An 11,847-nucleotide genomic window follows, 5' to 3' on the forward strand; every position below is an offset into this window, starting at 1 on the left:
GGCCGGCCTCACCAAGTAACACCCCCCCAAGCACCACCGCCACGGCGCCGCCGCACCCCCACCACGAGGGGCGCGACGGCGCCGTTCGCACGCCCGCCCGCGGGGGCTCAGCGCGGGGCGCTGGTGATGACCGCGAACGGGGCTCCGAACGGGTCGAGCAGCATCGCGATGCGCCCCACGCCCGGGGCGTCCATGACCGGGATGATCACGGTGGCGCCCGCCCCGACGGCGCGGGCGACGGTGCCGTCGCAGTCCTCCACCTCGACGTAGGGGTGCCACTCGGAGCCGGATCCGGCGTCCAGCTGCTCCTGTCCCAGCTGCAGCATGCCGCCGTGCATGGTCCGCTCGCCGCCGCCGGCGGGCCCGGCGATGGTGTAGGCGACGCCGCCCCCCATCGGCATGTCCCGGGTCTCCCACGCCAGGACGCTGCGGTAGAAGGCCTTCGCCGCCGGGCCGTCGGTGGTGTACAGCTCGATCCAGCTGACGCTGCCGGGTTCGTTGAAGAGCTCCAGGCCGTCGGTGTCCCGCGGCTCCCACACGGCGAACTCGGCGCCCGTCGGATCGGTGAAACCGGCCATCCGGCCGGCCGTGAACACCTCCACCGGCGGGAAGCGGACGGTGCCGCCGGCCTGCTCCACGGCCCGGGCGGTGGCGTCGGCGTCGACGCTGCGGAAGTACACCGTCCACGCGGAGCTCGCGCCCTCCTCGGTCAGCGGGCCGACGGCGGCGACCGTCCGGCCGTCCTTGCGGAGGAACCCGTAGCCCCCGGCCCCGGGCCCAGCGGAGGCGAACTCCCAGCCGAACACGGCCCCGTAGAAGGCGACGGCGGCATCGACGTCGGGCGTTCCCAGGTCGAGCCAGTTCAGCCCGCCCGGGGTCTGCGTGGAGGTCAGCATCAGGTGCTCCTGTCGCGTGTGGTCCTGCTCCCGGGCCGGCGGGGCCCGGGAGTCCGGACCCAGCCTGGCAGCGGGCGGCGGCCGGGGGCGTGTACCGGACGCCCCCGGTCATCCGTTCGGCCGGTTCCCCGGCGGGAGCCCGGCCGACCGGGAGCGCCCGTCGCCGCGGTCAGGGCGACGGCGGCCGCTGCAGCCCCCGGAGGAGCAGCTCGACCAGGCGTCGGGGGTCGTAGCGCGGGTCGTCGTCGCGGCCGATGCAGAGGTTGCCGATGCCGCGCATCAGTTCGTACGGCTCGATGCCGCGGTCGATCTCGCCGGCCTCGGCCGCGGCGTCGAGTAGCCGTCCGCAGACCGGGACCAGACGGTCGAGGAAGTAGGCGTGGAGGGCCTCGAACCCGCTGCTGTCCGACTGCAGCGCGCCGGCGAGCCCGTGCTTCGTGACCAGGAAGTCGACGAAGAGGTCGGCCCACCGGCGGAGGGCTGCGAACGGGGAGTCGGCGGCGGTCAGCAGCTCCGGACCGGCTTCGGCGCAGGCCTCGACCTGGTGGCGGTAGACGCCGACGACGAGATCCGCCCGGGTGGGGAAGTGGCGGTAGATCGTCCCGGTCCCGACGCCCGCCCTGGCCGCGATCTGGCGGATCGGCGCGTCGACGCCGGAGGTGACGAAGACCTCGGCGGCGGCCGCCAGCAGTGCCTGCTGGTTGCGCAGCGCGTCGGCCCGCTTGCCGCGGGCCGGCACCTCCCCGGACTGGCCTGTCGTGGGCACTCCGCTCTCCTTCCGGCGGTCGTTGACTAAGCGGAACGATGTTCCGTATCGTAAGTGGAACAGCGTCCCGCTTAAGCCTAGTCGAAGCGGACGCCCCTGCCTTCCCCTGCCCTCCCGGCGTTCTGCCCCCCTGCCATGCCCCTGCCTGACTGCCTGACTGACTGCCCTGACTGCCTTCCCGCCCTCCCGCCGCCGACCGAACGGGGCCGACGGCCGAGGCCACCGAACGGAGACCCGCACGATGAGTGAACCGACCCTCCCGACCCGCACCCCCGCCCCGCCCACCCCGGTCCTCTCGGTCAGTCCGGTGCTGCTGCCGGCGCCCGACCGGGCCGTCGACCTGGAACTGCGGGTCTCCGCGCCCGTGACCGGGAACGACCTGCCGGTCATCCTCCTCTCCCACGGCCAGGGCTACTCGAACCACCTCTCCTCACTCAACGGCTACGCGCCCCTCGCCCATGACTGGGCGGCACACGGGTTCGTCGTGATCCAGCCCACCCACCTCAGCTCGACGACGCTGAGCCTCGACCCGGACGCCCCCGGGGCACCCCTGTACTGGCGCTCGCGCGCCGAGGACATGACCTTCGTCCTCGACCGGGCCGACGCGATCGAGGCCGCGGTCCCGCAGCTCCTCGGGCGCGTGGACTGGACCAGGGTCGCCGTGGCCGGCCACTCGATGGGCGGCCACACCGCGAGCCTGCTGCTCGGCGCCCGGCTCACCGATCCCCAGACCGGTGCGGAGGTGGACCTCGCCGAGCCCCGGATCACGGCGGGCGTACTGCTCGCCGCGCCCGGCCGGGGCGGTGACGCCCTCACCGCACCCATCGCCGAGAACCTCCCCTTCCTCCTGACCACGGACTTCTCCACGATGACGACGCCCGCCCTCGTGGTCGCCGGCGACAAGGACGACTCCGCCCACCTGACCGTCCGGGGCGCGGACTGGCACGCCGATCCGTACGAGCTCGCCCCGGGCCCCAAGGCCCTGCTCACCCTGTACGGCGCGGAGCACGGGCTCGGCGGGATCTCCGGGTACGACGTCGCCGAGACCACCGACGAGAACCCGGGGCGGGTCGCGGCGGTCCAGCGGCTCACCCGGGCCTACCTCCGCACCGCGCTCCACCCCGGGGACCCCGCCTGGCAGGAAGCGCGTGACGCCCTGGCGGCCGGGCCCGGGGAGCCGCTCGGGCGGGTCGACGTCAAGTAGCGGCTCCCCGCGGCGCACCGGGTCGGGCGGGTGGGCCGACCCGGTGCACAGCCCGTCCCGGCCCTCCGCCGCGGCCGGAAGGCGGCGGTCGGGACTCTCTGGAATCCTGGCGGTGACACGCCCACCCGGCCCACCCTGAGGAGCCGACATGTCCGGACTGTTCGAGGCGAGCGTCGAGGTCGACCGGCCCGTGGAGGAGGTCTTCGCGTACCTCGCCGACGGCCGCCACGACCCCGAGTTCAGCCCCCGGGTCCTGGAGATCACGAGGACCCCGGACGGCCCGACCGCCGTCGGGACGGTCTTCCGCAGCAGGGTGAAGGACGCCGGGGTGAAGACCTCCCGGGAGTTCCGCATCACCGGCCTGGAGGCGCCGCACACGATCCGCTGGAGCGAGCAGAGCACCAACCTCATCACCGCCGAGGGCGGCTACGACCTCGAGCCCTTGCCGGACGGCCGGACCAAGGTCCGCGTCTTCAACGTGCTCGAAGGCCACGGACTCGGCAAGGTCCTGCTCGGCCCGGCACTCCACGCGGCCCGCAAGGACGCCCCCGACTTCGGCCGCCGGATCAAGGAGGCCGTCGAGCGGTCCTGACCCGGCCACGTCCGCTCACCGGCTGATCCGTCGACCTGCTCGGCCGCTCGGCCGATCACCTGTTCAGCCGCTGAGCGGCCCGGCGCCCTCCGGGAAGCTGAGCAGACCGACGAGGTGACCGTCGTGGTCCACCACCGGCCACGCGTCCAGGCCACGGGAGCGCATGGCGGCGGCGGCCGCGCCGGCGGGCATGTCGACGGTGGCGAACGGGGCGCGGTCGAGGACGATGTCGCGGACCGGCGTGCGTTCGGTGTACCAGGACCGGGCCTGGAACGGCGCGAGGTGCAGCCGGGTCAGCAGCCCGGCGCAGCGCCCGTCGTCGTCGCGGACGAGCAGGTGGTCCGCGCCGGAGCTCTGCAGGATGTCCATCGCGGTGTCGACCATGACGTCGTCGCTGATCTGCAGTTCCGGGCGCTGCATGAGGTCGCCGACCGTTGCGCCGGTCGAGGGCTGTTCGAGGGTGTCGGTCACGGGCGAAGTCCTTCGTGTCGGGTCCGCCGGCGTCGGCGGTGATCGGGGCACGGACGGCGGGACGGCTGACGGCGTTCGACGGACCCTAGGGGTACCGGCTGCCGCCGCCGTCGGAACCGGGCACGGCCGCCGGGCGGCGGACCGAGCGGGCCCGGTCGCCGCGGCGACCGGGCCCGTCGGCGCGCTACGCGGTGCGGGTGGCGCGCTCGGGTGCCCGGCGGCGGCCCCCGGAGCCCTGGGCCTCCCGGGTGTCGCGGCCGGCGGCGGCCCGGGGGCTGCGTCCGGTGCCGGCGGGGCGTCCGCGGTGGCCGCGGCTCGTGGCCGCGTTGCGGCGGGGGCGTTCGACGACCGGGTCGGGGATGACGACGGGCACGCCGGTGGGCACGCGGGCGCCGGTGATGCGGGCGAGCTCCTCGTCGCCGGCGGTGACCCTGGTGGTGACGGGGGTGATGCCGGCGGTGGCCATCAGGCGGGCCGTCGCGCGGCGCTGGTTGGGCAGGACGAGGGTGACGACGGTGCCGGACTCGCCGGCCCGGGCGGTGCGGCCGCCGCGGTGCAGGTAGTCCTTGTGGTCGCTCGGCGGGTCGAGGTTGACGACGAGGTCGAGTCCGTCGACGTGGATGCCGCGTGCGGCGACGTTGGTGGCGATCAGCGCGGTCACCTGGCCGGTGCGGAACTGTTCCAGGGTGCGGGTGCGCTGGGGCTGGGACTTGCCGCCGTGCAGGGCCGCGGCCTTGACCCCGTTCGCGAGCAGGTCCTCGACCAGGCTGTCCGCGCCGTGCTTGGTGTCGGTGAACATGATCACCCCGCCCTCGCGGGAGGCGATGTGGGCGATCGTCGCGTTCTTGTCGAAGTTCTGCACCTGCAGCACGTGGTGCTCCATGGTGCTGACCGCAGCCGCGGACGGGTCCACCGAGTGCGTGACCGGGTCCTTCAGGAAGCGCCGCACCAGCCGGTCGACGTTGCGGTCCAGGGTGGCGGAGAAGAGCATCGTCTGCCCGTCGGCGGCGACCTGTTCGAGGAGTTCGGTGACCTGGGGCAGGAAGCCCATGTCGGCCATCTGGTCGGCCTCGTCGAGCACCGTGATGCCGACCTCGTCGAGTCGGCAGTCGCCGCGCTGGATCAGGTCCTTGAGCCGGCCGGGGGTGGCCACCACGACCTCCGCCCCGCGGTTCAGCAGCCAGGCCTGGCGGCTCATCGACGTCCCGCCGACCACGGTCGCCAGCCGCAGGTGGACGGCCCGGGCGAACGGGCCGAGGGCGTCGGTGACCTGCTGCGCGAGCTCGCGGGTGGGCACCAGCACCAGGGCCAGCGGGCGGCCCGGTTCGGCCTTCCGGCCGGCCGTGCGGGCCAGGACGGCGAGGCCGAACGCGATGGTCTTGCCGGACCCGGTGCGGCCGCGGCCCAGCACGTCGCGTCCGGCCAGCGAGTTCGGGAGCGTCGCGGCCTGGATCGGGAACGGCGCCGTGACGCCCTGCCGGGTCAGGGTGGAGAGCAGGGCCTTGGGCATCTCCAGCTCGTCGAACGCCTCGACGGCCGGGAGCGCCGGAGTGGTGCTCACCGGCATCGAGAACTCGCCCTGGGGGGAGCCACCTTGACGGCTGCTCCGGCCGCCGCCGGACGGCCGGTCCCCGTAGAAGGAGCTGCCGCGGGAGCGGGAGTCGGCGTTCTGGTACGAGGAACGGGTGGAGCGGGTGGGACGGCCGGAGCGATTCATGCGGTTCATGCGGAACCTTCCTCAGGGCGGCGCGTCACGAGGAAGGCTCCGTGGCGCGGGGCGCCGGTGGAGACCGCAAGGGAACGGGCCGGGAGTGTGACGGGCTGGGCCTGGACGGTGGAACCGTGCGGCACGTCACCTGCGATCGGCGCCCGCCGAAAGGAGCGGGAACGGAGAACCCGGACCGTGGACCGCCGCGACGGGGCGCCGACCCGGGCGCGGAGCCGTGCGGCTCGCGAGGGGATGGCGGCGGGTGACGGAGTCAAGGGCTTGAATGGCCGGGATGCGTCGTGACGCGAATGCCGAGGGGCCCGCACCGGGCATCGTGTACGCGGTGCGGGCCCCTCGCTGCTGGGCGGGTGCCGTGGCAGAAGTACTACAGCGGGCGGATGTTCTCGGCCTGCGGGCCCTTCTGGCCCTGCGTGACGTCGAACTCGACCTTCTGGCCCTCGAGCAGCTCGCGGAAGCCGCTGGCGTTGATGTTCGAGTAGTGGGCGAAGACGTCCGGGCCGCCACCCTCCTGCTCGATGAAGCCGAAGCCCTTTTCCGCGTTGAACCACTTCACAGTGCCATTAGCCATAGAGAAATCTCCTTAGAGGGGCTGTCCGGAGCACGCACGGCGCGTGCTCCGAGTCGCCGCGATGAGCGCCCACCCGGGGAAGAGCCGGGACACAAAAATGCGCCTGCGAAATACATCAGCAGGCGCACACAAAGTTCATGGGAACCACTACTGCAACTGATAACGACTCTAGCAGGCCCGGGCCCGGAACGCGTGAACATTCCACCCCGGGTTCCCGGGAGCCCTCCCCGGCCCGGCCCTCGTCCCGGCCGTCAGGGACCACCCGTCCGTGCCGGCCGGGACGGCGGGGTGGCCGACGCCGATCCGCGAGCGGTCGGCCTGCCGCGCGACCGGGCTCTCCGGGCCGAGCTGCCCCCGGTCACGAACGGACGAGGATCTTGACGGCGCCGTGACGTCAACACGCTGCTGTTGCACCAGGTCTTGGCCGAGCCGAAGTGGGCGGAGAAGCTCGGCGCGGAGGAGCGGCGCGGCCTGACTGCGCTGTTCGGGTCCAACGTCAACCCGTACGGCACATTCCGCCTCGACATGGACAAGCGGATCGACTTCGGCCTACCGCTCTCCGTGCCGCACCCCCGTACCCCTGCGGACGCCGGCGACCGGCCCCGGGCGGAGAAGCGATGAGTGCCAGCGCCGCCCGGGTGAGGAACCCGTTCACCACGATCACGTCACTCAGGCCGCGGCGCGTTCAGCGAGTGGGCGGCGCCGCAAGGCGGTGTCGGTCAGTGATCGCGGAGGGAGGGAGGCGTACGGGTTGTACAGGTTCACCCCGGGCGGCACGATCTCGTCAATCCGGTCGAGCGTCGCGTCGTCGAGGGTCAGCGTGGCGCCCTTGAGGAGACCCTCCAGCTGCTCCATGGTCCGCGGCCCGATGATCGCCGAAGTGACGGCCGGGTGGGCCACGGTGAAGGCCACGGCGAGCTCCGGAAGGGTGCAGCCGATGCTCGTCGCGAGTTCGACGAGCTGCTCGACTGCGTCGAGCTTGGCGGCGTTCGCCGCAATCGCGGGATCGAAGAGTGCCGGCCGGATCGCGGCACGGCCGGTTTCCAGGTCGATCGGCTGGTTCTTGCGGTGCTTGCCGGTGAGGAACCCGAAGGCGAGCGGACTCCAGACGAGTGCGCCCATGCCATGGCGCGCGACGGCGGGCAGAAGCGAGGCCTCGATCCCGCGGGCCAGAATCGAGTAGGGCGGCTGGGTGGTGCGGAAGCGCCCGAGGCCGCGCCGCTCGGAAACGTGGTGTGCTTCGACGATCTCATCGGCCGGGAAGTTCGAGCAGCCAAAGGAGCGGATCTTCCCCTGGTGCACGAGGTCGCTGAGCACGGACAGCGTCTCCTCGATGTCCGTGGTGTGGTCGGGGAAGTGGACCTGGTAGAGGTCGATCCAGTCGGTGTTCAGACGCCTCAGGCTGTCCTCGACCGCCTTGAGTATCCACCGCCGCGAGTTGCCACTGCGGTTACGGCCCTCGCCCATCGAGAAGTGCACCTTGGTGGCGAGCACGATGTCGTCACGGCGCCCCCGCAGCGCCTTCCCCACGATTTCCTCCGACTCGCCCTGTCCGTACATATCGGCGGTGTCGACGAAGTTGATCCCCTGGTCGAGGGCGGCGTGGATGATGCGGACACAGTCGTCGTGGTCGGAGTTACAGCCGTCCTGGAACATCATCGTCCCGAGGCAGTGGACGCTGACCTCGATACCAGTTCTGCCGAGGGTGCGGTAGCGCATGGTGATGCTTCCTTACTGGGTCAACCGATGAGGCGGACCGACAGAGCGTCGATCGCACGAGGCACCCTAGGAACTAGAGTCCCCTCTAGATCAACCCCCGATCCCCCCGGATACCCTGGTGGCATGGTTGCGGTCACAACAACTCTGAGCATCGGAGAGGTCTCCGAGCGCACCGGCTTGAGCGTGCACGCGCTGCGCTTCTACGAGCACGAGGGCCTCTTCATCAACACCGTGCGACGCGGACCTGGCGGGCGCCGCGTCTACGGCCAGGAAGACGTGGCCTGGCTGAACGTCTGCATCATTCTCCGCGCCTCAGGCATGCCCTTGACCGCGCTCCGCCGGTACGCCGACCTCGTCAGAGACGGCGCAGGCAATGAGGAACAGCGACTCGCGCTCATGCGCGAGCACCAGGAGCGCGTCACCACCGAGATCGGCAGGCTCACTGAGTCCCTGGACCTGATCAGGTTCAAAGTCGGAGTGTATGAGGACCTTGTCGACCAAGGCAGCGCCGCCGCCCACCGATGTCACGCCCCATCCCCTTCGGCTCACGAAGAACGCACGCCATTGCTTCGCCACAAAGCAGTGGTCCAGTAAGGGGTCTCAGTAGGAACGGACCGGAGAGTTCGGGTTGATGTCAGAACTTTTGACGCTCCGTCATCCCGTCGGCCAGGATGCCATGGTGAGCGATGACCCGACGATCGGTTCCTGAAGGGGGACGTGGCCCGGTCCTGCGCCGGCCTGGACGAGCTGGCTCCGGCGGGCAGCGCGAAGCCGTAGCGGCCGTGGAAGTTGATGTGGGCGAACTTCAGCGGGGACAGGCGGGCGATGTCGACGTCGCTGACGTGCAGGCCCTCGGCGCGCATCTCCCGGCGGATCCGGGTGGCCGCCGCCTTGTCCCGGGCGCGGGTCGCCTCTCGCAGGAGCACCCGCAGGTCCGCCAACCGCGCTTCGAGCTCATCGATGGTCTCGGCCATGGGGGAAGCCAGCGCACCAAGTCCCAGGAATTCCAGAGTAATCCAAACTTGCCCGAGATTGGGAGGCGGCCGCTGCAATCCGCGCGCTGCCACCGCCGCCTCTCCCCGGGCGGACACCTCTGTCCAGAGCCGCCCGGGTGCGGCCGGTCGGTCGGCGACGCGAGCTGTCGAGGGGGACGTGGGCGGCGGACTGGGGCCACCACCGCTGACCGACCCTGACCGCCCGGGGTTCCGGGGGCCGGAGCCCCCGGAACCGCGGCCCTTCACCCGGCGGCCGAGGCCCGGTCCGCCCCGAGGCCCGCGCCCGCACCCACACCCGGTGCGCCGAACCAGTGCGCGAGGGAGCGGCGCAGGCTCTCCGGGCTGCCCGCCACCCAGCAGGCGTACCCGTCCGGACGGACGAGCAGTGGTTCGGTGCCCGCGGCCCGCTCCACGACGTCCACCCGGTCCCGCCAGGGGGCGGCGGCCCCGGCGAGGGTGCCGTCCGGGTCGAGCAGGAGGCCGCGGCCGGTCCGCAGGAGTTCGTACAACCGGGCCAGGCCGAGGTCGGCGTCCGGCACGGGCAGGCCGAGCAGGGGGTGGGAGCCGGTGTCGGGCATCGGGTAGCGGGTGGCCGTGCCGGCCAGCCGGTCGCCCAGGAACCGCTGTACGGAGGGGAGTTCGGCGAGGGCCGCAAAGAGCTCCCGGGTGGCGGCCACGTCCGGGTCGCCGCTGCCCGTCCAGTCCATCAGCAGGCTCTGCGCCTGGACGTCGCGGAGTACGGCGGCCCCGGCCAGGTGACGCTCGGTGTGGTACGTGTCGAGCAGGTGCCGGGGCGCCCGGCCGCGCACGACGGCGGCCAGCTTCCAGCCGAGGTTGAAGGCGTCCTGCATCCCGGTGTTCATCCCCTGGGCGCCGAACGGCAGGTGGACGTGGGCGGCGTCACCGGCCAGCAGGACCCGCCCGTGCCGGTACCGGGCCACCTGCCGGGCCGCGTTGGTGATCCGGCGGGCGTAGCACAGCTCCAGCAGTGCGACCGCGTCGCCGAACACCGCACGCAGGCCCTCGCGGACCTCCTCCTCGGTGACCGGGACATCCCTGGGCAGCGACCGGCCGGGCCCGCCCAGGGCGAGCCGGCGCAGCGGCCTCCCCAGTCCGTCGGTACCGAGGGGGAACACCGCCGCCCAGTGGCCGTCCGCCCCGCGGGTGTGCGGGGCCGGGAGGTCCGCGCCGCTCAGCCGTACGTCGGCGGCGACGGCGGTCGCGGTGCCGGCCCGGCCGGGGAAGGCGGCCTTCAGCAGCGACCGCACGGTGCTGTGGCCGCCGTCCGCGGCGACGAGGTAACGCGCCCGTACGGTACGGCCGTCGGCGAACGTCGCGGTGACCGCGTCGGCGTCCTGGGCGAGGCCGACCAGTTCGTGGCCGCGCCGCACGACCAGCCCGCGCGAGGCCAGGTGCTCCTCGAGGAAGCCCTCCAGCACGGCCTGCGGCACGGCGCGCCAGGGCTGCCGGGCGTGCGCCGAGAAACCGGTCGGCGCGGGGATCCCGGCGAAGTGGCCGGTCCCCGCCGGGTGGTCCCCGCTCGCCAGCAGTGGCTCCAGCAGGCCGCGCTGGTCGAGCGCCTCCAGGGTGCGGGTCTGCACGCCACCGGCCCTGGAGAGCGGGCTGCGCTCCGGCAGCCGGTCGACGAGCACCGTCGCCACCCCCGCCAGCAGCAGTTCGTTGGCGGCCGTCAACCCGGTCGGTCCGGCGCCGACGACGAGTACCTCGGTGTCCATGCTTCTTCTCCCCGGTGGTTCGGTTCGACGGCGCCGCAGGGCGGTCGGCCGCAGGGCCGGCTCCCGGCCCCGGGACCAACGCTCCGGCCGCCGCGGGCTGCGGACCACTGAGCGGCCCGGTCCTGTCGAGATCCGACGCCGACTACCCTCGACGGAGTGGAATCCGACTTCGACCTGTTGGACCGTCAGCTCGTGCACGCCCTCGCCGTCGACGGCAGGGCCCCGTTCAGCACCATCGCCCGGGTCCTCGGGGTTTCGGACCGCACCATCGCCCGCCGGTACGCCAGACTGCGCTCGACCGGCGCGGTCCGGGTGGTCGGCGGCGTCGACCCCACGGCGCTGGGCGCGGTGCTATGGCTGCTGCGGGTGCGGTGCGCCCCGTCCGCGGCGGTCGCCGTCGCCGAGGCGCTCGCCCGGAGGCCCGACACCGCCTGGGTGAACCTCACCTCCGGCGGCGCCGAGATCACCTGCACGGTGCGCACCGAGAGCCCGGCCGACACCGAGGCGCTGCTACTGGCCCGGCTCCCGCACACCCCGCGGGTGGAGGGGGTGAGCGCGTACTCCGTCCTGCACACCTTCTACGGCGGCCCGGACAGTGTGATCGGCAAGCTCGGCCCACTGGCCCCGGAGGCCGTCGCGGCCCTGCGGCCGCGCCGGCTCCCGCACCGTCCCGGCCCGGTGCGGCTCGACGACCACGACCGCAGGCTGCTCGCCGCGCTCGCCGCCGACGGACGCGCCGACTACGAGCAACTGGCCGCCGCGACCGGCTGGTCACCGCCGACGGTCCGCCGACGGATGACCGAACTGCGCGAGCGCGGCCTGCTCTACCTGGACATCGACTGCGACGGCCGCCTGCTCGGCATCGGCCCGCGCACCCAGCTCTGGTTCACGGTCGCGCCCGCCCGGCTGGCGGAGGTCGGGGAGGCGCTCGCCACCCACCCCGAGATCGCCTTCGCCGCCGCGACCACCGGTCCGACCAACCTCTACGCCAGCGCGCTCTGCCCCGACCAGCGCACCCTGTACCGGTACCTGACCACCCGGGTGGCCGCCCTGCCGGGCGTCACCCAACTGGAGACGGGACAGATCATCCGGACCGTCAAGCAGACGGCGAACCGGCCGCCGGGGCCGCCGCGTCGGCCGTAGGGGCCCGGGCCCGGGCGCGGACGGCGGC

At 73.1% G+C, this 11,847-nt stretch carries 12 protein-coding genes; 5 read left to right on the plus strand and 7 right to left on the minus strand.

The genetic code is table 11. The features are described from left to right. Positions 1-107 precede the first annotated feature (107 nt). Entirely contained in the window at positions 108-896 is a 789-nt protein-coding gene (locus ACFYUY_RS22265; protein WP_387902796.1) for a VOC family protein, read from the minus strand. A 169-nt stretch (positions 897-1,065) separates the two neighbouring features. Further along, the gene (locus ACFYUY_RS22270; RefSeq protein WP_360223162.1) at positions 1,066-1,662 is read right to left on the minus strand and encodes a TetR/AcrR family transcriptional regulator; all 597 of its coding nucleotides are present in this window, start codon (positions 1,660-1,662) and stop codon (positions 1,066-1,068) included. A gap of 241 nt (positions 1,663-1,903) precedes the next feature. Between ACFYUY_RS22270 and ACFYUY_RS22275 the strand changes: the two genes are divergently transcribed. Further along, positions 1,904-2,866, plus strand: coding sequence for an alpha/beta hydrolase family protein (locus ACFYUY_RS22275; protein WP_387902798.1), 963 nt, complete (start codon positions 1,904-1,906; stop codon positions 2,864-2,866). A 148-nt stretch (positions 2,867-3,014) separates the two neighbouring features. Beyond that, positions 3,015-3,458: an SRPBCC family protein gene (locus ACFYUY_RS22280; RefSeq protein WP_387902801.1), complete on the plus strand. Its 444-nt coding sequence runs from the start codon at positions 3,015-3,017 to the stop codon at positions 3,456-3,458. 63 nt (positions 3,459-3,521) lie between these two features. On the opposite strand, the gene ACFYUY_RS22285 is transcribed toward ACFYUY_RS22280, so the two are convergent. The 3 genes from ACFYUY_RS22285 to ACFYUY_RS22295 form a co-directional block, all read right to left on the minus strand. Next, positions 3,522-3,929 carry a CBS domain-containing protein gene (locus tag ACFYUY_RS22285; RefSeq protein ID WP_360223171.1) on the minus strand — a complete coding sequence of 136 codons (408 nt, stop codon included), beginning with the start codon at positions 3,927-3,929 and terminating at the stop codon, positions 3,522-3,524. A 184-nt stretch (positions 3,930-4,113) separates the two neighbouring features. Then, a complete protein-coding gene (locus ACFYUY_RS22290) occupies positions 4,114-5,646 on the minus strand; it encodes a DEAD/DEAH box helicase (protein ID WP_387903122.1) in 1,533 nt (510 codons plus the stop codon). A gap of 376 nt (positions 5,647-6,022) precedes the next feature. Continuing rightward, positions 6,023-6,226 carry a cold-shock protein gene (locus ACFYUY_RS22295; protein ID WP_030916923.1) on the minus strand — a complete coding sequence of 68 codons (204 nt, stop codon included), beginning with the start codon at positions 6,224-6,226 and terminating at the stop codon, positions 6,023-6,025. Positions 6,227-6,634: 408 nt separating this feature from the next. Between ACFYUY_RS22295 and ACFYUY_RS22300 the strand changes: the two genes are divergently transcribed. Beyond that, positions 6,635-6,847 carry a hypothetical protein gene (locus ACFYUY_RS22300; protein WP_387902804.1) on the plus strand — a complete coding sequence of 71 codons (213 nt, stop codon included), beginning with the start codon at positions 6,635-6,637 and terminating at the stop codon, positions 6,845-6,847. A gap of 48 nt (positions 6,848-6,895) precedes the next feature. Here the strand turns inward: ACFYUY_RS22300 and ACFYUY_RS22305 are convergent, their stop codons facing one another. Beyond that, positions 6,896-7,945 carry an aldo/keto reductase gene (locus tag ACFYUY_RS22305; protein WP_387902806.1) on the minus strand — a complete coding sequence of 350 codons (1,050 nt, stop codon included), beginning with the start codon at positions 7,943-7,945 and terminating at the stop codon, positions 6,896-6,898. Between the two features lie 123 nt (positions 7,946-8,068). Here ACFYUY_RS22305 and ACFYUY_RS22310 point away from each other — a divergent pair, with 123 nt between their 5' ends. Beyond that, positions 8,069-8,539 carry a MerR family transcriptional regulator gene (locus ACFYUY_RS22310; RefSeq protein ID WP_387902808.1) on the plus strand — a complete coding sequence of 157 codons (471 nt, stop codon included), beginning with the start codon at positions 8,069-8,071 and terminating at the stop codon, positions 8,537-8,539. A 643-nt stretch (positions 8,540-9,182) separates the two neighbouring features. Here ACFYUY_RS22310 and ACFYUY_RS22315 read toward each other — a convergent pair. Beyond that, positions 9,183-10,676: an FAD-dependent monooxygenase gene (locus tag ACFYUY_RS22315; protein ID WP_387902811.1), complete on the minus strand. Its 1,494-nt coding sequence runs from the start codon at positions 10,674-10,676 to the stop codon at positions 9,183-9,185. 156 nt (positions 10,677-10,832) lie between these two features. Here ACFYUY_RS22315 and ACFYUY_RS22320 point away from each other — a divergent pair, with 156 nt between their 5' ends. Continuing rightward, positions 10,833-11,819: an Lrp/AsnC family transcriptional regulator gene (locus ACFYUY_RS22320; RefSeq protein WP_387902813.1), complete on the plus strand. Its 987-nt coding sequence runs from the start codon at positions 10,833-10,835 to the stop codon at positions 11,817-11,819. The last annotated feature ends 28 nt before the right edge of the window (positions 11,820-11,847 follow it).

It is taken from the genome of Kitasatospora sp. NPDC004745, from assembly GCF_042873275.1.
GTDB lineage: Bacteria > Actinomycetota > Actinomycetes > Streptomycetales > Streptomycetaceae > Kitasatospora.